At 68.1% G+C, this 24984-nt stretch carries 22 protein-coding genes; 12 read left to right on the top strand and 10 right to left on the bottom strand.

Annotated features, from left to right (window positions below):
• The first annotated feature begins 127 nt into the window (after positions 1 to 127).
• A complete protein-coding gene (locus LVY72_RS17230; protein WP_269092642.1) occupies positions 128 to 2083 on the top strand; it encodes an APC family permease in 1956 nt (651 codons plus the stop codon).
• 82 nt (positions 2084 to 2165) lie between these two features.
• On the opposite strand, the gene LVY72_RS17225 is transcribed toward LVY72_RS17230, so the two are convergent.
• Together LVY72_RS17225 and LVY72_RS17220 are read right to left on the bottom strand one after the other, a co-directional pair.
• Positions 2166 to 2321 carry a hypothetical protein gene (locus LVY72_RS17225; RefSeq protein WP_237823188.1) on the bottom strand — a complete coding sequence of 52 codons (156 nt, stop codon included), beginning with the start codon at positions 2319 to 2321 and terminating at the stop codon, positions 2166 to 2168.
• A gap of 162 nt (positions 2322 to 2483) precedes the next feature.
• On the bottom strand, positions 2484 to 3500 hold the full coding sequence (locus LVY72_RS17220; RefSeq protein ID WP_237823185.1) for a magnesium and cobalt transport protein CorA: 1017 nt from the start codon (positions 3498 to 3500) through the stop codon (positions 2484 to 2486).
• Positions 3501 to 3820: 320 nt separating this feature from the next.
• Here LVY72_RS17220 and LVY72_RS17215 point away from each other — a divergent pair, with 320 nt between their 5' ends.
• The 6 genes from LVY72_RS17215 to LVY72_RS17190 are packed head-to-tail and all read left to right on the top strand — an operon-like array spanning position 3821 to position 11622.
• Positions 3821 to 3925, top strand: a complete 105-nt coding sequence (locus LVY72_RS17215) for a potassium-transporting ATPase subunit F (RefSeq protein ID WP_237823182.1) — start codon at positions 3821 to 3823, stop codon at positions 3923 to 3925.
• Positions 3925 to 5598: a potassium-transporting ATPase subunit KdpA gene (gene kdpA / locus LVY72_RS17210; protein ID WP_237823179.1), complete on the top strand. Its 1674-nt coding sequence runs from the start codon at positions 3925 to 3927 to the stop codon at positions 5596 to 5598. Before LVY72_RS17215 ends, kdpA begins: the two co-directional genes overlap by 1 nt.
• Before the next feature lie 4 nt (positions 5599 to 5602).
• A complete protein-coding gene (gene kdpB, locus LVY72_RS17205) occupies positions 5603 to 7765 on the top strand; it encodes a potassium-transporting ATPase subunit KdpB (protein ID WP_372463727.1) in 2163 nt (720 codons plus the stop codon).
• Positions 7766 to 7806: 41 nt separating this feature from the next.
• Positions 7807 to 8415, top strand: coding sequence for a potassium-transporting ATPase subunit KdpC (gene kdpC, locus LVY72_RS17200; RefSeq protein ID WP_237823176.1), 609 nt, complete (start codon positions 7807 to 7809; stop codon positions 8413 to 8415).
• 4 nt (positions 8416 to 8419) lie between these two features.
• Positions 8420 to 10936 carry a sensor histidine kinase gene (locus tag LVY72_RS17195; protein ID WP_237823173.1) on the top strand — a complete coding sequence of 839 codons (2517 nt, stop codon included), beginning with the start codon at positions 8420 to 8422 and terminating at the stop codon, positions 10934 to 10936.
• Complete coding sequence (locus LVY72_RS17190; RefSeq protein WP_237823170.1) at positions 10933 to 11622, top strand: response regulator; 690 nt, start codon at positions 10933 to 10935, stop codon at positions 11620 to 11622. Before LVY72_RS17195 ends, LVY72_RS17190 begins: the two co-directional genes overlap by 4 nt.
• Before the next feature lie 1069 nt (positions 11623 to 12691).
• Here the strand turns inward: LVY72_RS17190 and LVY72_RS17180 are convergent.
• The 8 genes from LVY72_RS17180 to rpmH form a co-directional block, all read right to left on the bottom strand.
• Positions 12692 to 14002, bottom strand: a complete 1311-nt coding sequence (locus LVY72_RS17180; protein ID WP_237823167.1) for a ParB/RepB/Spo0J family partition protein — start codon at positions 14000 to 14002, stop codon at positions 12692 to 12694.
• An 87-nt stretch (positions 14003 to 14089) separates the two neighbouring features.
• Positions 14090 to 15058 (bottom strand): ParA family protein, encoded by a 969-nt coding sequence (locus LVY72_RS17175; protein WP_372463726.1) that lies wholly within the window; start codon positions 15056 to 15058, stop codon positions 14090 to 14092.
• Between the two features lie 225 nt (positions 15059 to 15283).
• Positions 15284 to 15919 carry a 16S rRNA (guanine(527)-N(7))-methyltransferase RsmG gene (rsmG, locus tag LVY72_RS17170; RefSeq protein ID WP_237823161.1) on the bottom strand — a complete coding sequence of 212 codons (636 nt, stop codon included), beginning with the start codon at positions 15917 to 15919 and terminating at the stop codon, positions 15284 to 15286.
• A 47-nt stretch (positions 15920 to 15966) separates the two neighbouring features.
• Positions 15967 to 16521 (bottom strand): Jag family protein, encoded by a 555-nt coding sequence (locus LVY72_RS17165; protein ID WP_237823158.1) that lies wholly within the window; start codon positions 16519 to 16521, stop codon positions 15967 to 15969.
• Complete coding sequence (yidC, locus tag LVY72_RS17160) at positions 16518 to 17477, bottom strand: membrane protein insertase YidC (protein WP_237823154.1); 960 nt, start codon at positions 17475 to 17477, stop codon at positions 16518 to 16520. The genes LVY72_RS17165 and yidC overlap by 4 nt, the downstream gene beginning before the upstream one ends.
• A gap of 17 nt (positions 17478 to 17494) precedes the next feature.
• A complete protein-coding gene (gene yidD / locus LVY72_RS17155; protein WP_237823151.1) occupies positions 17495 to 17881 on the bottom strand; it encodes a membrane protein insertion efficiency factor YidD in 387 nt (128 codons plus the stop codon).
• On the bottom strand, positions 17878 to 18267 hold the full coding sequence (gene rnpA / locus LVY72_RS17150; protein ID WP_237823148.1) for a ribonuclease P protein component: 390 nt from the start codon (positions 18265 to 18267) through the stop codon (positions 17878 to 17880). The genes yidD and rnpA overlap by 4 nt, the downstream gene beginning before the upstream one ends.
• A gap of 77 nt (positions 18268 to 18344) precedes the next feature.
• The gene (gene rpmH / locus LVY72_RS17145) at positions 18345 to 18482 is read right to left on the bottom strand and encodes a 50S ribosomal protein L34 (RefSeq protein ID WP_127513203.1); all 138 of its coding nucleotides are present in this window, start codon (positions 18480 to 18482) and stop codon (positions 18345 to 18347) included.
• A gap of 457 nt (positions 18483 to 18939) precedes the next feature.
• Here rpmH and dnaA point away from each other — a divergent pair, with 457 nt between their 5' ends.
• The 5 genes from dnaA (at position 18940) to LVY72_RS17120 (ending at position 24824) form a co-directional block, all read left to right on the top strand.
• A complete protein-coding gene (gene dnaA, locus LVY72_RS17140; protein WP_237823145.1) occupies positions 18940 to 20355 on the top strand; it encodes a chromosomal replication initiator protein DnaA in 1416 nt (471 codons plus the stop codon).
• 603 nt (positions 20356 to 20958) lie between these two features.
• Positions 20959 to 22083, top strand: coding sequence for a DNA polymerase III subunit beta (gene dnaN, locus LVY72_RS17135; protein WP_237823142.1), 1125 nt, complete (start codon positions 20959 to 20961; stop codon positions 22081 to 22083).
• Between the two features lie 42 nt (positions 22084 to 22125).
• Complete coding sequence (gene gnd, locus LVY72_RS17130; RefSeq protein ID WP_308190838.1) at positions 22126 to 23034, top strand: phosphogluconate dehydrogenase (NAD(+)-dependent, decarboxylating); 909 nt, start codon at positions 22126 to 22128, stop codon at positions 23032 to 23034.
• A gap of 22 nt (positions 23035 to 23056) precedes the next feature.
• A complete protein-coding gene (recF, locus tag LVY72_RS17125; protein ID WP_237823137.1) occupies positions 23057 to 24262 on the top strand; it encodes a DNA replication/repair protein RecF in 1206 nt (401 codons plus the stop codon).
• On the top strand, positions 24243 to 24824 hold the full coding sequence (locus tag LVY72_RS17120; protein ID WP_237823134.1) for a DciA family protein: 582 nt from the start codon (positions 24243 to 24245) through the stop codon (positions 24822 to 24824). The genes recF and LVY72_RS17120 overlap by 20 nt, the downstream gene beginning before the upstream one ends.
• The last annotated feature ends 160 nt before the right edge of the window (positions 24825 to 24984 follow it).

The following is a 24984-nucleotide window of genomic DNA, read 5'->3' as shown; positions in this document are numbered from 1 at the left end:
CCCGCCGGTCCGGCCGGTGCTACGCTCCCGTAGTCCGCAGCAAGCGAACCGGCGGGACGGACCAGCCCTCCATCCTGCCCAGACCGCCCGAGAAAAGACGCACGTGAGCTCCTTCACCCACTTCTCCATGCCCGCCAGCATCCCCCGGCCGGCACCCAAGACAGAGCCCGGCGGCAACTTCGGCCGCTGGCTGATGCAGCACCGTGTCCAGCCCGTGGGCCCGGAGGCCGCCGAAGACCACGTCGAGCAGCAGCCGTGGTGGAAGGTCATGTGCCTGACCGGCGTGGACTACTTCTCCACGCTGTCCTATCTGCCCGCGATTGCCGTGCTGGCCGCCGGCGTGCTCTCCCCGCTGGCCACCCTGCTGATCGTGGCGCTGACCCTGCTCGGCATGCTGCCGATGTACCGCCGGGTGGCGCACGAAAGCCCCCACGGACAGGGCTCGGTAGCCATGCTGGAGAAACTGCTGCCCTTCTGGCGGGGCAAGGTCCTGGTCCTGATCCTGCTCGGCTTCGTCGCCACCTCCTGGATCATCACCATCACCCTGTCATCGGCCGACGCCACCGTGCACCTGCTGGAAAATCCCTACGCTCCCGACTTCCTGCACGGACAGGCCGTGCCGGTCACGATCGTGATGCTGCTCATCCTCGGCGGGGTGTTCCTGCTCGGCTTCACCGAAGCGGTCGCCGTCGCCATCCCGCTGGTGGCCGTCTTCCTGCTGCTCAACGCCGTCGTCATCCTGACCGGCCTTTACGATGTCTTCACCGAGCCCGGCGTGCTGGGCCAGTGGACCGCCAGCCTGGCCAGCTTCGGCAGTCCGGCGCAGCTCCTCGGTCCGGCCATCCTCGCCTTCCCGCTGCTCGTCCTCGGACTCTCCGGCTTCGAAACGGGCGTGAGCATGATGCCGCTGGTCGCCGCGAAGGGCGCCAACCCCGCAGAGCGGCTGGCCGCCCGGGTGCGCAATACCCGCAAGCTGCTGACCACGGCCGCCCTGATCATGAGCGTGTTCCTGATCGGCAGCAGCATCGTCACCACCATCCTGATCCCTGCCGACGCCTTCGCGCCGGGCGGCGAGGCCAACGGACGTGCGCTGGCCTATCTGGCCCACGAACGGCTCGGGAACACCTTCGGCACCGTCTACGACATCAGCAGCATCCTGATCCTCTGGTTCGCCGGCGCCTCCGCCATGGCCGGGCTGATCAACATCGTGCCGCGCTACCTGCCCTCCTACGGCATGGCCCCGGAGTGGAGCCGGGCGGTGCGCCCGGTGGTCCTGGTCTACACCGCCGTCGCGATCCTGATCACCCTTATCTTCCAGGCCGGCGTCGATGCGCAGGCCGGCGCCTATGCGACGGGGATCCTGGCCATGATGGTCTCCGGGGCCGCCGCCGTCGCCATTTCCACCGCGCGGCGGAAGAAGCGCGCGGCCGGCATCGGTTTCACCGTGCTGACCCTGATCCTGGTCTATGCGCTGGTGGAGAACATCCGCGAAAAGCCCGACGGGCTGATGATCTCGGTGTTCTTCATCGCCAGCATCGTGGTGATTTCGCTGGTTTCCCGCATCACCCGCACCACCGAACTGCGTGCCGACCGGATCGAGTTCGACGACGCCGCCCGGCGTTTCGTCGTCGACACCCTGATCTACGACGGCCGGATCAACCTGCTGGCCCACAAGCCCGAAGCTGACGATTCCGTGGCCGAATACGGGCGCAAGGAGGATCTCCACCGCGGCATCAACCCGGTCCCGGGCACGGCGGACGTCATGTTCCTCGAAATCGAGATGGGCGATCCCTCGGAGTTCAGCCACGTCCTCAAGGTTTCCGGCGTCGAGATTGCCGGCCACCGCATCCTCCGGGCCCGCAGTGCGGCGGCGCCGAACGCCATCGCGGCGATCCTCCTCGGACTGCGCGATGCCACCGGGGTACTCCCCCAAGCGTATTTCGAATGGTCCGAAGGCAATCCGCTGACGCACCTGATGCGCTACCTGCTGCTCGGCCAGGGTGACACCGCACCGGTGGTCCGGGAGATCATCCGCGAGAACGAACCCGACCCCGCGCAGCGTCCGGGCATCCACGTCGGCTGAGCCACGACGTCGGCCGAACCACAACCCCGGTGGCCGGCCGGCTCGTTTCACGTGAAACGAGCCGGCCGGACTGCTCCGCGCCCTACCGGTCCGTTCCGGGTCCGGCCCGGCCGGTCCGGCCACTGAGTGCCGAAGACCACCAGCCACGGTAACGCAGCAGCGAGCGGATCAGGAACCCGAGCAGGATCCCGCCGACGACGAACACCGGAACCATTTCCCAGAAAACGCCAGTTTCCATGACGGCCCTTCTCCTCCTGCCGGCCGCTTTCCGGAGGCGGCCCGCGGCCGCTCCCCTGTCACCATGGAACCGCGGAAAAGAACGCCGTAACCGTTTCCTGACGAATCCTTAACGGCTCCGGGCCGGATCCTGACGCGATCCTGACACGCACCGCGGTGGTGCCTAGATCCACTTGTTGTGCCTGAAGGTTACGTACAGGACCACGCCCATCCCGATCATCAGCCCTAATGCCATCGGGTAGCCCAACGCCCAATGGAGTTCGGGCATCTTACTGAAATTCATGCCGTAGATAGTGCCGATCAAGGTGGGCGCAAAGAGGATGGCGGCCCAGGCGGAGATGCGCTTGACCTGCTCGTTCTGGGCATAGCTGGACTCAGTCAGCCGGCGCATCTCGTCATTCTGGCGCTGGGCCACCAGGGCGGCGTTGACCGTCAGCGCGTTCTGCAACAGCGCGCGGAAAGCAGCGACCCGGTCGCCCATCCGCAACACATGGTCCAGCACGTCGCGGAAATGGTCCTGCAGCTGGGAGTCCGGCCGTTCCCCGGGCGCCCCGGCCATCAGTGACTGGAGGATTCCCGGCAGCGGAGCGGTCGCCCGCTGGAACATGATGACCTCGCGCAACAAGTCATAGATCCGGCGGGACACGTCGGGATCCCCGCCGAAGAGGCCGTCCTCGATTTCGTCGACATCGTTCTCCAGCCCCGCCGCAACCGGCTCGTACTCATCGACCACCTGGTCGAGAATCGCGTAGAGCACGGCATGCGGTCCCAGGGCCAGGAACTCCGGCTGGGATTCCATGCGCCGGCGCACGCGGGTCAGGTCCGGCGATTCGGCACGGCGGACGGTGACGACGAAATCCGGGCCGGCAAAAATATGGATCTCGCCGAACTCCACCTTTTCCACATCGTCGAGATACCGGGCCGGGCGCAACACCAGGAAAAGCATGTCGCCATAGTGTTCCAGCTTGGCCCGCTGATGTCCGGCCAGCGCGTCCTCCACGGCGAGATCGCTGAGGCCGAATTCGCCGGCAACGGATTGCAGCTCCGCCACATCGGGCCGGTACAGCCCGATCCAGGCCATGCCCTGGCGCTGCCGCAGCAGGAAGTAGGTCTCGTCCAGGCCCTCCGGATCCGCGGTCCGGCGGCCGTCCACGTAGACGGCGTTATCGACAATGGCCACGGCAGGTCCTCCTTTCGGACACTCAGCCCTTGGCTGTGACGATAGGCCCTTCCGGCCGCCATGCCAATGGCGGCCAGCGGACGCCCTGCTCCGGCCGGCGACCTGGTGTAAGGGCCGCGTAGAGGTTCAAGCCCGGGACGTTAGGAAGCCGTTAGGACCGCCGGCAGCCGGCCTGCGCGGGTGTCTAATCGTGACGTAAGCGCCGAAGCGGCGCCACCTTGGCCGGCCGCTCGAGGTCCACCTTTGGGAGTTCAAGTGCTTGACATCGTCTTCATCCTCGCCACCGTCGCGGTGTTCCTGATCCTCGGCCTGGCCTCGCGATGGGTCGAAAAACTGTGATCGTCTTTGACCTGCTGGCCCTGGTGCTGGGCCTGGCAGCCACCGCGTACCTGCTCTATGCCCTGGTGAAGCCGGAGCGTTTCTGATGGAAGCCTGGTACACGGCTGCCCAGCTGCTCACGCTCGGTGCCGTCCTTGCCATCCTGTACCGGCCGCTGGGCGACTACATGGCCGCCGTCTACAGTTCGGCCAGGAACCTGAAATTCGAACGGTGGATCTACCGCCTGGTGGGGGTCGATCCGGGCTCGACGCAGACCTGGCAGTACTATCTGCGGGCCGTGCTGGCCTTCTCCGCGGTGTCAGTCCTGCTGCTGTACGCCTTGCAGCGGCTACAGTCCTTCCTGCCGTATGCGCTGGGTTTGCCGGCGGTCCCGGCGGGACTGGCCTTCAATACGGCTGCGTCCTTCGTGACCAACACGAACTGGCAGTCCTACTCCCCCGAACTGACCATGGGCTACACGGTGCAGGCGGCCGGGCTGGCGGTGCAGAACTTCGTCTCCGCCGCCGTCGGCATCGCCGTGGCCGTTGCCCTGGTGCGGGGCTTCGCCGCGCGCCGCAGCGAAACGGTGGGCAACTTCTGGGTGGACCTGACCCGCGGGTGCTTCCGCCTGCTGCTGCCGGGCGCCGTGCTCGCGGCAATGGTCCTGCTGGCCGGCGGCGTGGTCCAGAATCTTGCCGGGCCCACCGGGGTGAGCACCCTGGCCGGAGCCGCGCAAAGCATCCCCGGCGGCCCGGTCGCCTCCCAGGAGGCGATCAAGCTGCTGGGCACCAACGGCGGCGGCTTCTTCAACGCCAACTCGGCCCACCCGTTCGAGAACCCCACCGCCTGGACCAGCCTCTTCGAAATCGTGCTGATGCTCGCGATCCCGTTCAGCCTGCCCCGGACCTTCGGCACCCTGGTCGGCAACCGGAAACAGGGCTACGCGATCCTGGGGGCGATGGCGGCGCTCTTCCTGGTCTCCACGCTTGTGCTGACAGCCCTGGAGTCGGCAGGTTCCGGCACCGGGCCGCAGGCCGCGGGCGCAGCCATGGAGGGCAAGGAGGTGCGCTTCGGGATCGACGGGTCCACCTTGTTCAGCTCCGCCAGCACGCTGACCTCCAGCGGCGCGGTCAATTCCATGCACGACAGCTTCACCGCCCTCGGCGGCATGATGCCGCTGCTGAACATGATGCTCGGCGAGGTGGCGCCCGGCGGCGTCGGGTCGGGGCTCTACGGCATGCTGGTGCTGGCCGTGGTCACGGTGTTCATCGCCGGCCTGCTGGTGGGCCGGACGCCGGAGTACCTGGGCAAGAAGATCGGTCCGCGGGAGATCAAGCTGGCCAGCCTCTACATCCTGACCACCCCCACCCTGGTGCTGGCCGGGACGGCGTTGAGCTTCGCCCTGCCCGGCGTCCGCGAAAGCGTGCAGTCGGCCTCCATCTGGAATCCGGGCCTGCACGGCTTCTCCGAAGTGCTCTACGCCTTCACCTCGGCGGCGAACAACAACGGCTCGGCGTTCGCCGGGCTGGCCGCCAACACCCCCTGGCTCAACACCGCGCTGGGCGTTGCCATGCTGCTGGGCCGGTTCCTGCCGATCGTGTTCGTGCTCGCCCTGGCCGGCTCGCTGGCCGCCCAGGACAAGGTCCCGGCCACGGCAGGTACCTTGCCCACCCACCGGCCGCAGTTCGCCGCGCTGCTCGGCAGCGTCACGATTGTCGTCACCGCCCTGACCTTCTTCCCCGTTCTCGCCCTGGGCCCTCTGGCCGAAGGATTGGTGTAAGACCGTGTCCACCCTGACCCCTGCCCCGTCAAAGTCCGCCCGGCACCCCGGCGGCCACGCCCCCGGGACCAAGCGGAATGCCTTCTCGTTCCCACAGCTGGCGGCCGCCCTTCCCGGGGCGCTGCGCAAGCTCGGTCCTCGGCAGATGTGGCATTCACCCGTCATGTTCATCGTCGAGACCGGCGCCGCGCTGACCACGGCCCTGGCCATCGCCGAACCGCTCCTTGGCGGCGGCCGGGCCTCCGGTACCGCGCCGGTTCCGCCCTCCTTCACCGCCGCCATTGCCGCCTGGCTGTGGCTGACCGTCATCTTCGCCAACCTGGCCGAATCCGTGGCCGAAGGCCGCGGCAAGGCCCAGGCCGCCAGCCTGCGCAAGACCCGGACCAGCACCATGGCCCACCGCCTCGACACGTACAGCCCGGCACGCGACGGCGCGGCCACCGGCGTCCCGGCCACCGACGTGCCGTCGTCGGAACTGCGGCTCGGCGACGTCGTCGTCGTCGCGGCCGGCGAACTGATTCCCGGCGACGGGGAGATTATCTGGGGCATCGCCTCGGTGAATGAATCCGCCATCACCGGTGAATCCGCTCCGGTGATCCGCGAATCCGGCGGCGACCGCTCCGCCGTCACCGGCGGCACCCAGGTACTCTCGGACCGCATCGTGGTCCGGATGACCAGCCAGCCGGGCGAGTCGCTCGTGGACCGGATGATCCGCCTGGTCGAGGGCGCCTCCCGGCAGAAAACCCCCAACGAGATCGCGCTGAACATCCTGCTGGCGGCCCTGTCCATCATCTTCGTCGTCGTGGTCCTGTCCCTGGACCCGATTGCCGGCTACTCCGGTGCCGCCGTGAGTGTGCCGGTCCTGGTGGCCCTGCTCGTCTGCCTCATCCCGACGACGATCGGCGCGCTGCTCTCGGCCATCGGCATCGCCGGCATGGACCGGCTGGTCCAGCGCAACGTCCTGGCCATGTCCGGCCGCGCCGTCGAGGCCGCCGGCGATGTCACCACGCTGCTGCTGGACAAGACCGGCACCATCACCTACGGCAACCGCCAGGCCAGCGAGTTCGTCCCGGTCGGCGGCCACAGCCTGGCCGAGCTGGTCCGGGCCGCGGCGCTGGCCTCGCTCAGCGACTCCACCCCGGAGGGCAAGTCCATCGTAGACCTGGCCCGGCAGCAGGGCTTCGAGGCCGCCGGCTCCGCGGACGGCGAGGCCGTCCCATTCACCGCCCAGACCCGGATGAGCGGCATCGACCATGCCGACGGCGCCCGGATCCGCAAGGGCGCCGGCTCCGCCATCACTGCCTGGCTGGACGCCAACGGCGGCATGGACGACGGCGTCCGGCAGGAAATGGACCAAGTCATGGAACGGATCGGCCGCACCGGCGGCACCCCGCTGGTGGTCGCCGCCCGGCCCGCTGCCGGACGGGGTTCGGTCCTGGGCATCGTCCACCTCAAGGACGTGGTCAAGGACGGGCTGGTGGAACGCTTCGCCGAGCTCCGTGCAATGGGCATCAGGACCGTGATGATCACCGGCGACAACCCCCTGACCGCCCGGGCCATCGCCGCCGAGGCCGGGGTCGACGACTTCCTGGCCGAGGCCACCCCCGAGGACAAGATGCGCCTGATCCGCCGCGAACAGGAAGGCGGCAACCTGGTGGCCATGACCGGCGACGGCACCAACGACGCCCCCGCCCTGGCCCAGGCCGACGTCGGCGTCGCCATGAACACCGGCACCTCCGCGGCCAAGGAGGCCGGCAACATGGTCGACCTCGACTCCGATCCGACCAAGCTGATCGACATCGTGCGGATCGGCAAGCAGCTGCTGATCACCCGCGGTGCCCTGACCACTTTCTCCATCGCCAACGACGTCGCCAAATACTTCGCCATTATCCCGGCCATGTTCGCCGCGGTGTTTCCCGGCCTGGCGGCGCTGAACCTGATGCAGCTGCATTCTCCGGCTTCCGCCATCCTCTCGGCGGTGATCTTCAATGCCATCATCATCGTCCTGCTGATCCCGCTGGCCTTGCGCGGGGTGAAGTACCGCCCGGCCTCCGCCGCCCGGATCCTGAACCGGAACCTGCTGATCTACGGGATCGGCGGGGTCATCGCCCCGTTCATCGGCATCAAGCTCATCGACCTGCTGGTCATGCTGATCCCCGGCTTCTGAGCGCACCCGGACCGCCACGGACTACCCGACAGGAATACACCATGAGAACATCCCGCGGCTCGGCACGGCCTTACCTGGCGGCCCTGCGCGCCATGCTCGTGCTGACCGCCGTCCTGGGCATCGCCTATCCCCTGGTCCTCACCGGCCTGGGGCAGGCCGCCTTCCCGTTCCAGGCCAATGGTTCCAGGCTCAGCGTTGGCGGCCGGCCGGTCGGGTCGGCGTTGATCGGACAGTCCTTCACCGATGCCTCCGGAAAACCACTGCCGCAGTGGTTCCAGTCCAGACCCTCGGCGGCCGGGGACGGGTACGATGCCGGCGCGTCCGGCGGCAGCAACTGGGGTCCGGAGAACCCAAAGTTCATCGCCGCAGTCAACGAACGGAAGCACGCCGTGGCCCGGCTGGACGGGGTGCCTGAAGCCGCCGTCCCGGCCGACGCGGTCACCGCTTCCGGCTCCGGCCTGGACCCGCATATCAGCCCGCAGTATGCCCTGCTCCAGGTCCCGCGGGTGGCCGCGGCGCGGCACTTGAGCGAGGCAACCGTCCGCGCCCTGGTGGCCCGGCACACCCAGGGCCGCGACGCCGGCTATCTGGGCCAGCCGGCCGTCAATGTCCTGCAGTTGAATATTGCGCTGGCGGGAATGGACACTTAGAGCTATGGCACAGGGACGGCTGCGCGTCCTGCTGGGGGCGGCACCGGGCGTCGGTAAAACCTACACGATGCTCGAGGAGGGCCGCCGGCTCCGGGCGGACGGCAACGATGTGGTGGTCGCGCTGATGGAAGACCATGGCCGCGATGCCACCGCGGCCATGGCCCAAGGCCTGGAGACCATCCCGCGGCTGGCCGTCGAGCACCGCGGCGTGACGCTGACCGACCTGGACCTGGCCGCGGTCCTGGCCCGCAAGCCGGAATTCGCGCTGGTCGACGAGCTGGCCCACACCAACGCGCCGGGCCTGGCCCACGAGAAGCGCTGGCAGGATGTCCAGACGCTGCTCGAGGCCGGCATCAACGTCATCTCCACGGTCAATATCCAGCACATCGAATCACTCAATGACGTCGTCCTGCAGATCACCGGCGTGCAGCAGCGGGAGACCATTCCGGACGCGGTGCTGCGCGGCGCGGACGAGATCGAACTGGTGGACCTCACCCCGCAGGCGCTCCGGGAACGACTCAGCGACGGCCTGGTCTATCCGCAGTCCCGCATCGACGCCGCCCTGTCGAACTACTTCCGGCTGGGCAACCTCACCGCGCTGCGGGAAATCGCACTGCTCTGGCTCGCCGACGAGGTGGACAGCGCCCTGAACAAATACCGCACCGAACACGGCATCGACGCCAAGTGGGAAGCCCGGGAACGCGTCGTCGTCGCCCTCACCGGCGGCCCCGAAGGCGAAACCCTGCTGCGCCGGGGAGCACGCATCGCTGCGCGTTCCGCCGGAGGCGAGCTGATTGCCGTGCATGTGACCGCCCAGGACGGCCTGCGCGAACCCGACCCGGGTGCCCTGGCCGCCCAGCGACTGCTGGTCGAACGCCTCGGCGGCAGCTACCACCAGATCCTCGGCGGCGACGTTCCCCGCGCACTGGTGGATTTCGCCCGGGCCGCCAACGCCACCCAGCTGGTCATCGGGGTCAGCCGGCGCACCCGGCTGGCCTCCCTGCTCAGCGGCCCGGGCATCGGCGCCACCGTGGTACGCGAATCAGGCGACATCGACGTCCACATCGTCACCCACTCCGCCGCCGGCGGACGCTTCGCCCTGCCCCGGCTGGCCGGGGCACTGACGCTCCGGCGCCGCCTCCTCGGCTGGGTCCTGGCCGTAGCCGGCGGCCCGCTGCTGACCTGGCTGCTGGCCGCCCTGAGGACTCCGCAGTCCATCACCGTGGAAGTGCTCAGCTACCAGCTGCTGGTCGTCCTCGTCGCGCTGGTCGGCGGCTTCGGGCCGGCCGTCTTCGCCGCGCTGCTCTCCGGCCTGACCCTCGACTACTTCTTCATCGAACCGCTGCACCGCGTGACCATCAACGAGCCGTCGCATTTCGCCGCCCTGGTGCTCTACGTCATCAACGCGGTCCTGGTCAGCTACGTGGTGGACCAGGCGGCCCGGCGCAGCCGGGCCGCCGCCCGGGCGGGAGCCGAATCGGAACTGCTGGCGACCGTCGCCGGCAACGTGCTCCGCGGCGGGGATGCCCTCCAGTCACTCATCAGCCGCACCCGCGAGGCCTTCGGCCTCTCCGGCGCCAGGCTGTCGGCCGGCGACGACGTGCTCGCCGTCGACGGCGACACCGACGGCGCCGCACACCGCACCAGCCTCCCGGTCGGCAGCCGGGCGACCTTGGAGCTCTACGGCCGGGACCTGGAGGCGGCCGACAGCCGGCTGCTGGCGGCCATTGCCGCGCAGATCGAGGCCACCCTGGACTACCGGGATCTGTCGGAGGCCGCCCGCGAGATCGGACCGCTGGCCGAAGCGGACCGGGTGCGCAGCGCCCTGCTCCAGGCCGTCGGGCACGACCTGCGCCGGCCGCTGACGGCGGCAACCGCGGCCATCACGGGCCTGCGCTCCACCGATGTCACCTGGTCCGAGAAGGACCGCGAAGACCTGCTGGCCACCGCCGAAGAGAGCCTCAACAGCCTCTCCGACCTGGTCACCAACCTGCTGGACGCCAGCAGGCTGCAGGCCGGCGTGCTCGCCGTCGAACTCGCACCCACCGACGTCGAGGACGTTGTGCTGCCCGCCCTGGAGGAACTCGGCGTGGGACCGGCCGACGTCGACCTGGACCTGCCGGAGAGCCTGCAACCGGTGCTGGCCGATGCGGTCCTGCTCCGGCGCGTCATCGTCAATCTGCTGGCCAATGCCCTCCAGCACTCGCCGCCCGATCGGCCGGCCGTCATCGCGGCCAGCCAGTTCGCCGGCAGCTGCGAAATCCGCATCATCGACCACGGGCCGGGCGTTCCCGCGGACCGCCATCAGGACATGTTCCTCCCCTTCCAACGCCGGGGCGACACCGACAACCAGACCGGGCTTGGCCTCGGCCTCGCGCTGTCCAAGGGGTTCGCGGAGGGCATGGGCGGCTCGCTGGAGATCGAAGAGACGCCGGGCGGCGGCCTGACCATGGTCGTCTCCCTGCGGCAGGCGGCGTCCGAGTCCGTGCAGGTACCGCAGACAGGGCAGGTACGCGAATGAGAATCCTGGTCGCCGACGACGATCCGCAGATCCTGCGCGCCCTGCGCATCACCCTGGCCGGCTACGATTACGAGGTCGTCACCGCCGCCGACGGCGCCTCGGCGCTGCGCAAGTCCGCCGACCTGCACCCTGACCTGGTCCTGCTGGATTTGGGCATGCCGAGGTTCAGCGGCTTCGAAGTCATCGAGGGGCTGCGCGGCTGGAGCCGGATCCCGATCCTGGTAATTTCCGGCCGAACCGATTCCGCCGACAAGGTGCGCGCGCTGGATCTCGGGGCGGACGACTACGTCACGAAACCCTTCTCGACCGAGGAACTGCTCGCCCGGATCCGGGCGCTCACACGGCGCACTCCCATCGCGGCCAATGACCCGGTCGTCGCCTTCGCCGACATTACCGCCGACCTGTCGGCCCGGCAGGTCATCCGGCAGGGACGGCCCGTCCGGCTGACCCCCACGGAATGGCGGCTGCTGGATCTGCTGGTCAGCAATCCCGGCAAGCTGATCTCCCAGCAGACCATGCTGGCGGAGGTCTGGGGGCCCCGGCACACCAGGGACACCGGCTACCTGAGGCTGTATATCGGGCAATTACGCAAGAAGCTGGAGCCGGATCCGGCGGCACCGCGCTACTTCGTCACCGAGCCGGGCATGGGCTACCGTTATGTCCCCGACCCTGTCCAGGCGGAATGAGGCCTTGGCCTCCGCGCGGCCCGGAACGGACGGCCGGCCTCCTCCCCTGGGCCGCCGCCGTTTCACGTGAAACGGGCCGCCGACCACCGCCCTGCGGCGCGGCCGCGATGGCCGCACCGGCACAAATCGGCACGCGGCACCGCCGGCCTGGTTCGGGGAGCAGCTTCCGTTTCACGTGAAACGCCACCGGCCGGGGTTTCACACGGCAGCATCCGGGCGTGCAGGTGGGCCCGCTTCCCGTCCGGATCGAAGATGGCGAGGATCTCGACGGGGCCGTCCCGGGCGCCGATGAAGTGCGGCACCATGGTCGGGAACTCGGCCGCAGCCCCGGCCCGAGCCAAAATGGTCCGCTCCCCAGTGGCAGGCAGGCCGTGCCGGACAAGACGGTGAACCACTCGTGACCCGGGTGCACCCTCGGCTCCCCTGGGCCCGGTGTCCATTCCGGCGTGATTCGCATCGTGGCCACGATGACGCCGTGGAGCGCGCGCGTCAATGGCCAGGTCGTCACCCCGGCGTGTGCTCGGCCTGGGGCCGGCTCACCACGTCGTCGTCCTCACCGGACTCGACGAGCCGATCCAGGTAATGTCCGGTGCCCGGGCGATCGGCACCAGTTGGTCAAGGGCCATCCTGCGATGCCCGGTTTCGACACGGCTCAGGGTTGAGGGGCTGACCTGTCCAACAACGCAGATACCCCGGTAAGCATCCGAGCGTGCACAGGGGGTTCGGTGGGAAGGACCGCGATGCTGCCCGGCCGCTCCGCGGCACCCCGGGCGGCCGGCAGCGCCCCCCGGTCCGCCGCCGGCTCCCGGGGGCGATGTTCCACGTGGAACCCCAGCACCCCAGCCTCCGCCCGTCCGGTGTTTCACGTGAAACTTCCACAACGTCGCGGCGCAGCACAGGACCGCAGGCATTCGGGATTGCGGCCAGGACGGCGGCGGCACGGATCAGCCGGCTGACGCATCGGGCCAGTCCCGCTCAGCACCTGGAAACAGGTAAGGGCCCGGCCAGCGGCCGGGCCCTTACCTGTTTCACGTGAAACCGACCGGACAGGTGCTCCGGTCCGCAACCCCTAGTTCGCCGAGCCGGGGCTCAGCACATCCATGATCCGGTTGAGATCTTCCACGCTGGCGAACTCAATGCTGACCCGGCCCTTGCGTGCCCCCAGCGTGATCTTCACATTGGTATCCAGCCGGTCCGACAGCGAATTGGCCAGATAGTCCAGCCGCTCGTGCCGGCCGCTGTCCTTCGGTTTGCTCTCCCGGGCCGGCCGCGAGGCGCCGCCGCTGAGCGCCACTGCCTCCTCGGTGCTGCGCACGGACATGCCCTCGGCCACAATCCGCTGGGCCAGCTTCTCCATCTCGGCCACCTCGCTCAGACCCAGCAGGGCCCGGGCATGTCCGGCAGTCAGGACACCGGCGGCAACCCGGCGCTGCACCAGCGGCGGAAGCTTCATCAGCCGGATGGTATTGGAAATCTGCGGCCGGGACCGGCCGATCCGCTCCGCCAGCTCGTCGTGCGTGCAGCCGAAATCCTCCAGCAGCTGCTGGTAGGCGGCCGCTTCTTCCAGCGGATTCAGCTGGCTCCGGTGCAGGTTCTCCAGCAGGGCGTCGCGGAGCAGGTCATCATCCGCGGTGGAGCGGATGATCGCCGGAACCGCCTCGAGCCCGGCGGCCTGGGCGGCGCGCCAGCGGCGCTCACCCATGACAAGTTCATACTGGTGGTCGCCGGATTCGCTCGAGGGACGCACCACAACCGGCTGCAGGATGCCGATCTCGCGCACCGAGTGGACCAGCTCCGCCATGTCCTCTTCGTCGAAGACCGACCTGGGCTGCTTCCGGTTGGGATGGATCAACTCGATCGGCAGTTCGGCGAAGGCGGCACCGGGCACGGGCATCAGCACGTCAATGTCGGAGCCGTCCGCGGCGTCGGCGCTGTCGGCAGCAGCCGGACTGTCCACGGCTTCTGCGGCATACTCGGCGGCCTGAATGCCGCCAAGGTCCAGGGCACCCTGACCGTCGGCTCCCTTACCCCCGCCCGCCGGCGGGTTGTCCGCCACGGACGCCTCCCCGGCCGTCATCCCCTCGGTGTCCGCATCCCGGGACGCAGCGGCGGCGGCAGGCTTCTTCGCCGGCGTCCTGCGGGCCGGCGCGGCCTTCTTCCGGGGTGCCCGCAGTACCTCGGCAACGTGCGCGGCCGACGACCCGGTGCCCTCTTCGGCCGCCCCGTCCCCGCGGGACGGGGGCGCCGGGAAGAACAGGTCCACGGGCCTGGTTTTCCGGGCGGCATCCCCTGCCGTGTCCTCCTCCAGAGTTGCCGCCGCGGGTGTGCTGGGGATCAGTGCGCCCAGTCCTCTTCCGAGTCCGCGCCGCTTCTCACTCATCTGGGGATTCCTTCCGTACTGCATCTGTGCCGGCGGTGCATTTCAAGTCAGAGGTCATTCTACTGGTGCCGTTCAGGATGACCGGAGTTACCCGGCGCGTTCGGCGATTTCGGCCGCAGCTTCCTGATAGGACAGGGCACCGCTGGAATTCGGGTCGTAGGTGATCACCGTCTGCTGGTAGCTCGGGGCCTCGGAGATCCGGACCGAGCGGGGCACGACGGCGCTGAGCACCTGCTCGGGAAAGTGCTCGCGCACTTCCGCTGCGACCTGCGCGGCGAGGTTCGTGCGGCCGTCGTACATGGTCAGCAGGATGGTGGAAACAACCAGATCCGCGTTCAGGTGCTTCTGGATCATTTCGATGTTCTTGAGCAGCTGGCTCAATCCCTCAAGGGCGTAGTACTCGCACTGGATCGGAATCAGCACTTCGTGCGCGGCGACAAACGCGTTGACGGTCAGCAGGCCGAGGCTGGGCGGGCAGTCGATGAAAATGTAGTCAAGCCGCGGCAGTCCCGCCTTCTCGCGTTCCCGGGCGTAGACGTCGATCGCCCGGCGCAGCCGCTGCTCCCGGGCCACGAGGGACACCAGTTCGATCTCGGCGCCGGCCAGGTGGATGGTGGCCGGGGCGCAGATCAGGTTCGGCACGTCGGCGCACGGGGCGATGACTTCCTTCAGCGGCAGGTCGTTGATCAGCACGTCGTAGATGCTTTCGATCTCCGCATGGTGCTCGACACCGAGCGCGGTGGAGGCATTGCCCTGCGGATCGATGTCGATGACCAGGACGTTCAAACCCGCAGCGCCCAGGGCCGCTGCCAGGTTCACCGTGGTGGTTGTCTTGCCGACACCGCCCTTCTGGTTGCTGACCGTGAGGATGCGCGTCTTGGCCGGCCTGGGCAACTCTTTGCCCTGCAGCCGCTCGCGCCGGCGGTTCTCATTCGCCAGCTCCGCTGCCAGGGGCGTGCTCTCGTCAATAGTATCCATTACGTTCGGAACCGTAGCCTCTTCATCAACTTTCATACTGACCTTGCCGCCACTCGTTGTTTCACGTGAAACCTCCATGCCGCCTTCCCGGAATCAACCCGAAAAGGTTGGTTGCCGTCGGCCGGCATCGAGCGTGGAACCCTTCCAGCCGGCTGTGGCCGCGGGACGCCCGGCGCCCCGCTCCCCTGCCCGGCCGGTTCCTCCACTTTCGATTCCCGCGGCTTCGGCATGTATAGGTTATCGGTTGCGGAGGTCCGTTCCGGACGGTTACGGCAGCCGCACCGGAATACACCGACTGCCGGGCTAGGAACCCACCACGATCCGGACCACCGTCGTCGGCTCCTCCAGCAGTCCCTCCCCCACGGTAACCACCGACGTAGCGGTGCCGCCGAGCTTACGGATGGTCTTCGCCGCCTTCTCGATCTCCTCGGCGGCGCTGCGCCCCTTGATGGCCAGCACCTCGCCGCGGCCTTCGAGCAGCGGGATGGTGAGGCCGGCCAGGTTCTTCAGGGCCGAAACGGCCCGGGCGGTGACGACGTCGGCGGCCGTTTGGCCGACGGCCTGCTCGGCCCGCATCCTGAGCACCGTGACATTCTCCAGCCCCAGGTCATCGACCACCTCGTTGAGCCAGATCACGCGCCGCTCCAGCGGTTCGATCAGGGTCAGCTGCAGGTCCTGCCGGGCCAGTGCCAGGGTCAGCCCCGGCAGCCCGGCGCCGCTGCCGACATCGGCCACGCGGGCCCCTTCGGCAATCAGCTCGGCCACCACGGCGCAATTGAGCACATGCCGGCTCCACAGGCGGGGCACCTCGCGCGGACCGAGCAGCCCGCGCTCCATCCCCGAGGTGGCCAGGTGCTCCACGTAGCGCTCGGCCAGGCCGAGGCGGTCGCCAAAAATCTTCTCCGCCGCGGCCTTTTCGGCCGCCGATATTTCAAGCATGTCCTACCTTGGGAAATCGTCCGGGGCCGGTGCGCCGCCGGTGCGGCTCAGGATTCGAGGAACACCACGATGTGCCGGCCGGAACCTTCGCCGTCGGATTCGCTGACCAGTCCCATGTCCGCCACGGCGTCGTGGACGATCTTGCGTTCGTAGGCGCTCATCGGTTCCAGGGCCACCGGCTTGCCGGTCTCCTTGGCCCGGGCCACAGCGTCCTGCGCAATCTGCTGCAGTTCCTTGCCGCGCTCCTCGCGGTACCCGGTGATGTCCAGCACCAGCCGGGAGCGGTTCTCGGTGGACGCCAGCACCGCCAGCCGGGCCAGCTCCTGAAGCGCTTCCAGGACTTCGCCGCCGGGGCCGACCAGGCCCGCGAGGGCTTCGTTCTCCCCGTCTTCGGAAACGATGGAAATGTAGGTGCGTCCGTTCCGCACCTCGATGTCGATGTCGCCGTCGATATCGGCGATGTCCAGCAGCTCCTCGAGGTAGTCCGCGGCGATGTCGCCTTCTTCCTCCAGGCGGCTCACGGAAGCGGCGGGCTCCGCGGCGTCCGGCTGCGCCGTGTCCGGCCCCTCGATGTTCACATCGGATACGCTCTCAGTGCTCATTTTTTCTTCCTGTTCTTGCGCTGGGGCTGCTGGCGCTGGCCCTTGGGCGCAGCGGGGGCGGGCAGGGCTTCTTCCTCGGACTTGCGTTCGCCCAGGAGCGGAACCATCGGCAGGCCCTTGCGGGCGCGGCGCTCGGCCAGCGCCTTGGCGGCCGGCGAGCCCGGGGTAGGCATGCGGCGGATCACGAAGAACTGCTGGGCCATGGTCCACAGGTTGGTGGTGGTCCAGTAGATCAGCACGCCGATGGGGAAGTTGATGCCGCCGATGCCGAAGACCAGCGGCAGGATGTAGAGCATCATCTGCTGCTGCTTCATGAACGGGGACTGCAGCGCCTCCTCGGACATGTTCTTGGCCATGATCTGCTTCTGCGTGATGAACTGCGAGGTGATCATGGCCAGGATCATCAGGATGGAGAGCACGACGACGGAAGGGTTCCCTGCGCCGCCGTGCAGCAGCGAGGCGGAGAGCGGGGCGCCGAAAATGGTGGAGGCGTCGAACTGCGCGACATCGTCCGCGGACAGCGCGCCGATGCCCTGGCCGCCCTGGCTGGCCTTGGCCGTGTTGTTCAGCACGTTGAACAGCGCGAAGAAGAACGGCATCTGGATCAGCATCGGCAGGCACGCGGAGAACGGGTTGGTCCCGTGCTTCTTGTACAGGGCCATCTGCTCCTGCGTCATGGCCTGGCGGGAGAGCTGGTCCGTCTTGCCCTTGTACTTCTGCTGGAGCTTGCGCAGGTCCGGCTGCAGCGCCTGCATCCCGCGCTGGGCCTTGATCTGCTTGACGAAGACCGGGATGAGAGCCGCACGGATCACCAGCACCAGCCCGATAATCGACAGTGTCCAGGTCCAGCCGTTGGCGGGATCCATCCCGAGCCAGCTGAAGGCCTCGTGGAAGGCCCACATAATCCAGGACACCACCCAGGTAAAGGGCATCAGTATCGTGTTGAAGAAGTCCATGATCTCTCTTTAGCTCCTCAAGCCGCGGCGCGGCCTTCATCATCGGCTGGAATGACCGGGTGGTTCAGTACCAAAATCCGTGGGGTCCTGGCGGGGTTCTCACGCAGCATCCGTTCATACCGGTCCGAGGCCGGCACGTGGTCCACCCCGCCGTCGTTCCACGGATGGCAGCGGGCCAGCCTGCGGACCGCAAGGCAGGTCCCCTTCACGGCACCGTGCACCGTTACCGCTTCCAGCGCGTAGGCGGAGCAGGACGGGAAGAAACGGCACACCTGCCCGTACAGCGGGGAAACGAGCCGCCGGTAACCCTTGAGCAGCAGGATCAGGGTCTGCTGGGGCAGCGTCCAGAGAAAGTGCAGCACCGCGGCCGCGGGACGCAGGGAGGACTGGGCGGATGTGCTCACTCGTCGGGTCCCTTCTCTGTACCGGCTTCCTCCAGGCGCCGGGCCGGCCGGAGGCGGGCCACGGCTGCCGAAAACGCCTTGCGGTAATCGCTGCCCAGCCCCGCAAAGTCCGCCGTCGCGGCGGCAGGCAGCGCCCGAACCACCACGGCAAGCCCCTCGGGGTGCTCCGCCAGGCTCAGGGCAGCGATTTCCCGCAGTCTGCGCTTAACGAGATTGCGGGTCACTGCGTTCCCTACCGCCTTGGAGACGATGAATCCGAACACCGTCGGCCGCTGCGGGGCAGGGGCCGCATATAACACCAAGTTCCGGCGCCCGGAACGGGCACCGGAACGTACGGTGGTTGAGAAGTCTGCCGAACTGCGCATTCGGTTCTGGCCGGAAAGCATGCTAGTGGCGGGAATCCGCCGCGAAGCCGCGGCACTGCCGGGAACCCATGGCTGCGGCCAGGCAGACGGCCGGCAGGCTAGGCCGACAGTTCGGTACGGCCCTTGCTGCGGCGGGCAGCCAGGATGGCACGGCCGGCGCGGGTGCGCATGCGAAGGCGGAAGCCGTGCTTCTTGGCACGACGGCGGTTATTCGGCTGAAAAGTCCGCTTGCTCACGGTGGTAACTCCAAGACGATCGAAAGATGCGCCTGAACCCGTTGCTGAAGGCACAGGCGGACGCTCTATGAGGTGCCGGCCCGGTACGTTCCGGTCATGGCCACGGGGATTCGTTCATTCCCCTGCAGGCATGCAGGAATGCACAAGGCAGACACGGTGGACTACATAACGGTAGGGGCTACCGACGTCGCCCGTCAAACCGGCCAAAGGAAAAACGCCATCCACAACCGAAGATTTCCTGTGGACAACCCTCGCCCAGACTAACACTCCGGTAGCCTGCCGGGACGCCCCACGGCCCGCCGCCCGGCTGTATTCTCCGGGATTCTTCCTCTACCCTTGGCAGGGGCACTTTATCCACGGACTGTGCATAACTCTGTGGACGAAGACAGATGATCGGGCCCGCAACACGCCCGGTCCTTGGCTCAGCCAGGGTTGCAAGAGCTATTGAGGGGTTTTGGTGGATACGGACCAGATTAACGACGTCGGAAGTTCCTGGCGCAAGGTGGTCCGAACCCTCGAACGCGACGACCGGGTGACCCCGCGCCAGCGGGGCTTCCTCGTCCTGGCCCAGGCCAAGGGGCTGATCGGCACCACCCTTCTGGTGGCCGTGCCCAACGAGCTCACCCGCGAGGTCTTCCAGTCCCAGCAGCTGAAGGATCCGCTCCAGGATGCCCTGCGCGAGGTCTACCAGGACGAGATCCTCTGTGCCTTCAGCGTGGATGCGGACCTGGCTGCCCATGTGGAGCAGGAGCCGGTGTCCGAGCCGGTGCCCGCGCCGCCCGAAATCCGGCACGATGTCAGGCCCCAGCCCGCCCCGCCAAGCACGTCGCAGGAATTCGGCCGACTGAATCCAAAGTATGTTTTCGACACCTTTGTCATCGGTTCCTCCAACCGCTTCGCGCACGCCGCCGCCGTCGCGGTCGCCGAGGCGCCGGCCAAGGCCTACAACCCGCTGTTCATTTACGGCGACTCCGGGCTGGGCAAGACCCACCTGCTGCATGCCATCGGCCACTACGCCCGCCATCTGTACAACGGCATCCGGGTCCGGTACGTCAATTCCGAGGAATTCACCAACGACTTCATCAACTCGATCCGCGACGACGAGGGCGCCAGCTTCAAGCAGCTCTACCGCAATGTGGACATCCTGCTGATCGACGACATCCAGTTCCTGGCCAACAAGGATGCGACGCAGGAGGAGTTCTTCCACACCTTCAACGCGCTGCACAACCACAACAAGCAGGTGGTCATCACCTCGGACCTGCCGCCCAAGCAGCTCTCCGGCTTCGAGGAACGCATGCGCTCCCGCTTCGAATGGGGCCTGCTCACCGACATCCAGCCGCCGGAACTGGAGACCCGGATCGCCATCCTGCGCAAGAAGGCGCAGAACGAAGGCCTGCTGGTACCGGACGAGGTGATGGAATACATCGCTTCGAAAATCTCCACCAACATCCGCGAACTCGAAGGCGCGCTGATCCGGGTCACCGCCTTCGCCAGCCTGAACCGGCAGCCGGTGGACATGGTGCTGGCCGAAACAGTGCTCAAGGACCTGATCACCGACGAAGGCGCCGAGGAAATCACGGCGGCGACGATCCTGGGCCAGACCGCCGCGTACTTCAAGCTGAGCCTGGACGAACTCAAGAGCAAGTCCCGCACCCGCACCCTGGTCACCGCCCGCCAGATCGCCATGTACCTGTGCCGCGAGCTGACCGACATGTCGCTGCCCAAGATCGGCCAGGAGCTCGGCGGCCGGGACCATACCACCGTGATCCACGCGGACCGCAAGATCCGCGAGCTGATGGCCGAACGGCGTGCCATCTACAACCAGGTCACCGAGCTGACCAACCGGATCAAACAGCAGCAGCGCGAACACTGACGCCGCGCGGCCGGCGGCGGACGTCCGGTTTCCCTTCCGCCCCCTCCGGGGCACCTCCTTTGCCCACGGGCTGCCTGTTTCCGTGCTGCCCGCCCGCCGTTTCCGGACCGCAGGGCCGGGAAAATTAACAGGTGTGGATAACTCTGTGGATTCTTAAGTGGAGAACCGCACCCTGTGGAGGAAAACGGGGGTACCCCTGTGGATCGCCGAAACTGTCCGGAAAGTTGTCCACACGGCCGCGGCGGCGGAACCGCTTAAAGCCCACAGCTTGTGAACAGCCCGATTCCGCGCGGCGGCGGCAAGAGCGAAGGTTTTCCACAGAATCCACAGCTGTTATTAACACTACGAATCCCATTCTTGGAACCCTGCCAAATAACATCAGGTCCAAGACCCAACCTCGGACAAACGGCCCGTTCCGGTCCGCCGGCCCAAACACTCGCCCGGCCTGCGTTCCGGTGTCAGAATCGCCTGACGGCGGCTAAGCTTGCAGGAAGAATCGTTGTCACCTGCACTCACCAGCCCCACCGCACGCCGTGCGGTGGGCCGGCTGAAGACCCAGGTGGCCTTCCTTGGCATGTTCGTTGTGAAAGGCGGCACCCTTCAGTGAAGTTCAGAGTTGACCGGGATGTACTGGCCGAAGCCGTAACCTGGACAGCCCGGTCCCTGTCGCCTCGCCCACCCGTGCCGGTGCTCTCCGGGCTGCTGATCAAGGCCGAAGGCGGCATGGTCAGCATCGCCAGCTTTGATTACGAGATCTCCGCCCGGCTGCAGATCGCCGCGGACGTCTCCGAGGAGGGCACCATCCTGGTCTCCGGCCGGCTCCTGGCCGACATCTGCCGCAGCCTGCCCTCCGCACCGGTCGAAATCGGCACCGACGGATCCAAGGTCACCCTGACCTGCCGCAGCAGCCGCTTCAATCTGGCCACCATGCCGGTGGCCGACTATCCCGAGCTGCCGGCACTGCCCGAAGCCAGCGGCGTCGTGGACGGGGATGCCTTTGCCCAGGCCGTCAGCCAGGTCATCATTGCCGCCAGCCGGGACGACACCCTGCCGATCCTGACCGGTGTCCGGATGGAAATCGAGGACGGGCTGATCACGCTGCTGTCCACCGACCGGTACCGGCTGGCGCTGCGTGAGCTTCCCTGGCGTCCGGGCAATCCGGGCATCTCCACCAGTGCGCTGGTCAAGGCCAAGACCCTGAGCGAAGTGGCCAAGACCCTCGGCGGGTCCGGGGAACTGAGCCTGGCCCTGTCCGAGAACAGCGAACTGATCGGATTCGAAAGCGGCGGCCGGCGCACCACCTCCCTGCTGGTGGACGGGGACTACCCCAAGATCCGTTCGCTGTTCCCCGAAAACACGCCGATCCATGCGACGGTGGAAACCTCGGTGCTGGTCGAGGCGGTCCGCCGTGTCTCGCTGGTGGCCGAGCGCAACACCCCGGTCCGGCTGGCCTTCACCGACGGGCAGCTGACCCTGGATGCCGGCACCGGCGAAGACGCCCAGGCCTCCGAAGCACTGGAAGCGGCCCTGGTCGGCGACGAGATCACCGTCGCCTTCAACCCGCACTACCTCTCCGAAGGCCTGAGCGCGTTCGACACCAAGTACGTGCGGTTCTCCTTCACCACCCCGCCGAAGCCGGCGGTGCTCACCGGCCAGGACGACCTGACCGGTGAAGACCGCCCCGAATACCGTTACCTGCTGATGCCGGTGCGCCTGCCCAACCAGTAGGATCCGGTCCCTGCCAACAGCCGTGAGAACCAGTGGAAGGGTGTGGTCCGGATGCACATCGGCCTGATCGGGTTGGGCAAGATGGGATTCAACATGCGCGGGCGGCTGCGCAGCGCCGGCATCGAGGTCACCGGATTCGACCGGAACCCCGAGGTCAGCGATGCCGCCTCGCTGGATGAATTCGTCGCGGCACTGCCGGCTCCCCGGATCGTCTGGGTGATGGTCCCGGCCGGGGCCGCCACGGACTCGGTCATCACGGAACTGGCCGGGAAGCTCCAGCCCGGGGACCTGGTGATCGACGGCGGGAACTCCAAGTTCACCGAGGACCTGCGGCACGAGGCCCTGCTTGCAGGCCGGGGCATCGGTTTTATCGACGTCGGGGTGTCCGGCGGTGTCTGGGGCCTGGCCAACGGATACGGGCTGATGGCCGGTGGAGCGGCGGAACACGTCCAGGCCGTCCTGCCGGTCTTCGACGCGCTGCGGCCGGAGGGGCCCCGGGAGGAAAGCTTCGTCCACGTCGGCGACGTCGGGGCCGGGCACTACGCCAAAATGGTCCACAACGGCATCGAATACGGCCTGATGCAGGCCTACGCCGAAGGCTACGAACTGCTCCAGGCCAAGGACATCATCAAGGATGTCCCCGGCACTTTCCGGGCCTGGCAGAAAGGCACCGTCGTCCGGTCCTGGCTGCTGGACCTGGCGGTCAAGGCACTGCAGGAGGATCCGGACCTGAGCCAAGTGGCCGGCTACGTCGAGGACTCGGGCGAAGGCCGGTGGACCGTGGAAGAGGCCATTGCCAACGAGGTGCCCGCGCCGGTCATCACCGCGGCGCTGTTTGCCCGCTACGGTTCCCGGCAGGATGATTCCCCGGCGATGCAGCTGGTGGCGGCGCTGCGCAACCAGTTCGGCGGCCACGCGGTGCGCCGGCCCGTCGACAGGCATGCGGGCTAAGGGAAGTCCGGCGTAACCACAGGTGTTTATCGAGTATTTGTCGCTGACGGATTTCCGCACTTACCCGCAGCTGGATGTCGCGCTGGGTCCCGGCGTCACGGTCTTCGTCGGGGCCAACGGGATCGGCAAGACCAACATTGTCGAAGCCATCGGCTACCTGGCCTCGCTGTCCTCGCATCGGGTCAGTTCGGATGGACCGCTGGTGCGCTTCGGCAGCGGACAGGCCCTGGTCCGGGCACGGGTGGTCCGCGGCCAGCAGACCACCTCGCTGGAACTGGAACTGAACCCGGGCAAGGCCAACCGTGCCCGGATCAACCGGGCCAACCCGGTGCGGGCCCGCGAAATCCTGGGCATCCTGCGCACCGTGCTGTTCGCGCCGGAGGACCTGGCCCTGGTCAAGGGGGACCCCTCCAGCCGGCGCCGCTTCCTGGACGAACTGCTGACCAGCCTCATCCCGCACCACGCCGCGACCCGCAGCGACTACGAGCGGGTGCTCAAGCAGCGCAACGCGCTGCTCAAGTCGGCCCGGGCCGCCGGCCGGTTCACCTCCGCGCACGAGGCCACGCTCGAGGTCTGGGACCACCACCTGGCCCAGGCCGGAGCGGCCCTGGTCAAGGCCCGGCTGGAGCTGGTCCAGCTGCTCCAGCCGCGGATCGACCGCGCCTACGCGGCGCTGACGGACGGATCCAAGCCCGCCGTAGCCGTCTACCGGTCCACGCTTGAGAGCCAACTGTCCGACGACGGCGAACCGGAGGGTCCGGAAGCGGCCGGAGCCCCCGGCGACGGCGGGCTGGCGGACCTGGACCTGGAGCAGCTGCGGGAGCGGTATCTCGAGGCGCTGCGCCGGCAGCGCCGGCGGGAAGTGGAGCGCGGCCTTTCGCTGGTGGGACCGCACCGGGACGAGCTCGAGCTGTGGCTCGGACAGGCACCGGCCAAGGGCTACGCCTCGCACGGGGAAACCTGGTCGCTGGCCCTGGCCCTGCGCCTGGCCTCGTACTACGTGCTCTGCGAGGACGGGCAGGGACCGGGCGCCACCCCGGTGCTGATCCTGGACGACGTGTTCGCCGAACTGGACACCCAGCGCCGCGACAAGCTCGCCGGCATCGTTGCCGGGGCGGAGCAGGTGCTGGTCACGGCGGCGGTCGCCGACGACATTCCAGCCGGCCTGCGCGGCGGCCAGATCACGGTGGTGCCCGGAGGCGTCAGCGATGGCAGACAAACGGCCTGAGCAGCCGGCCGGAGAGGAAGCGGGCCAGTCCGAACCCGGCCAGGACCAGGACATCGACGCCGCCCAGGCCATGCTCAACCGGATGCGCGAAGCGGCCGCGGCGCGCGGCGACGTCCGCCTGCGGCCGGGCAGCCGGCGTCGTGCCCCGGCCGCCGACGGCCGCGCCGGGGGCCGGAACCGCGCGGCGCAGCCCAAATACGACTCCGGCCGGGATCCGCAGGGGCTGGGCACGGTCTTCAACCGGTTGGTGCGGGACCGCGGCTGGAACTCGCCGGTGGCGGTCGGCTCGGTGATTTCGCGCTGGGACGAGCTGGTCGGTGCGGACATCGCGGCGCACTGCCGCCCGGAAAGCTTCCAGGACACCACCGTGCAGGTCCGCTGCGATTCCACCGCCTGGGCCACCCAGCTGCGGCTGCTCAGCTCGGCCCTGCTGGCCCGCTTCGACGAGGCCCTGGGCCGCGGGGTGGTCACAAAAATCCAGGTCCTCGCCCCGGCCGCGCCGAACTGGCGCAAGGGTCCGCGCAGCGCCGGCGGCCGCGGTCCCCGGGATACCTACGGGTAGCGTTCAGCGCCTGCGCCGTCCCTCGCAGGCTCGGGCCGGGGACCCCTGGCGCTTCTCTTAGCGCCGCGGGGGCGGACTGCGCAGAGGGCGCGTAGGGCGCTGCGGAGGCCTGAGGACATACTGCGTCCCATGCGGTACCCGGTGATTGCCGGAAACCATG

Source organism: Arthrobacter hankyongi (genome assembly GCF_022012395.1).
Classification (GTDB): domain Bacteria; phylum Actinomycetota; class Actinomycetes; order Actinomycetales; family Micrococcaceae; genus Crystallibacter; species Crystallibacter hankyongi.
This window is presented reverse-complemented; position numbering and strand designations above follow the sequence as displayed.

What these genes read in the sequence shown, in the direction of transcription:
- LVY72_RS17215 (WP_237823182.1), top strand. Translation starts at nt 3,821, where the DNA reads ATGGGTCGAAAAACTGTGATCGTCTTTGACCTGCTGGCCCTGGTGCTG.
- LVY72_RS17180 (WP_237823167.1), bottom strand. Translation starts at nt 14,002, where the DNA reads ATGAGTGAGAAGCGGCGCGGACTCGGAAGAGGACTGGGCGCACTGATC.
- LVY72_RS17190 (WP_237823170.1), top strand. Translation starts at nt 10,933, where the DNA reads ATGAGAATCCTGGTCGCCGACGACGATCCGCAGATCCTGCGCGCCCTG.
- rnpA (WP_237823148.1), bottom strand. Translation starts at nt 18,267, where the DNA reads ATGCTTTCCGGCCAGAACCGAATGCGCAGTTCGGCAGACTTCTCAACC.
- LVY72_RS17230 (WP_269092642.1), top strand. Translation starts at nt 128, where the DNA reads ATGCCCGCCAGCATCCCCCGGCCGGCACCCAAGACAGAGCCCGGCGGC.
- rsmG (WP_237823161.1), bottom strand. Translation starts at nt 15,919, where the DNA reads ATGCTTGAAATATCGGCGGCCGAAAAGGCCGCGGCGGAGAAGATTTTT.
- LVY72_RS17195 (WP_237823173.1), top strand. Translation starts at nt 8,420, where the DNA reads ATGGCACAGGGACGGCTGCGCGTCCTGCTGGGGGCGGCACCGGGCGTC.
- LVY72_RS17120 (WP_237823134.1), top strand. Translation starts at nt 24,243, where the DNA reads ATGGCAGACAAACGGCCTGAGCAGCCGGCCGGAGAGGAAGCGGGCCAG.
- kdpC (WP_237823176.1), top strand. Translation starts at nt 7,807, where the DNA reads ATGAGAACATCCCGCGGCTCGGCACGGCCTTACCTGGCGGCCCTGCGC.
- LVY72_RS17165 (WP_237823158.1), bottom strand. Translation starts at nt 16,521, where the DNA reads ATGAGCACTGAGAGCGTATCCGATGTGAACATCGAGGGGCCGGACACG.
- LVY72_RS17225 (WP_237823188.1), bottom strand. Translation starts at nt 2,321, where the DNA reads ATGGAAACTGGCGTTTTCTGGGAAATGGTTCCGGTGTTCGTCGTCGGC.
- LVY72_RS17175 (WP_372463726.1), bottom strand. Translation starts at nt 15,058, where the DNA reads ATGGAGGTTTCACGTGAAACAACGAGTGGCGGCAAGGTCAGTATGAAA.
- kdpA (WP_237823179.1), top strand. Translation starts at nt 3,925, where the DNA reads ATGGAAGCCTGGTACACGGCTGCCCAGCTGCTCACGCTCGGTGCCGTC.
- yidC (WP_237823154.1), bottom strand. Translation starts at nt 17,477, where the DNA reads ATGGACTTCTTCAACACGATACTGATGCCCTTTACCTGGGTGGTGTCC.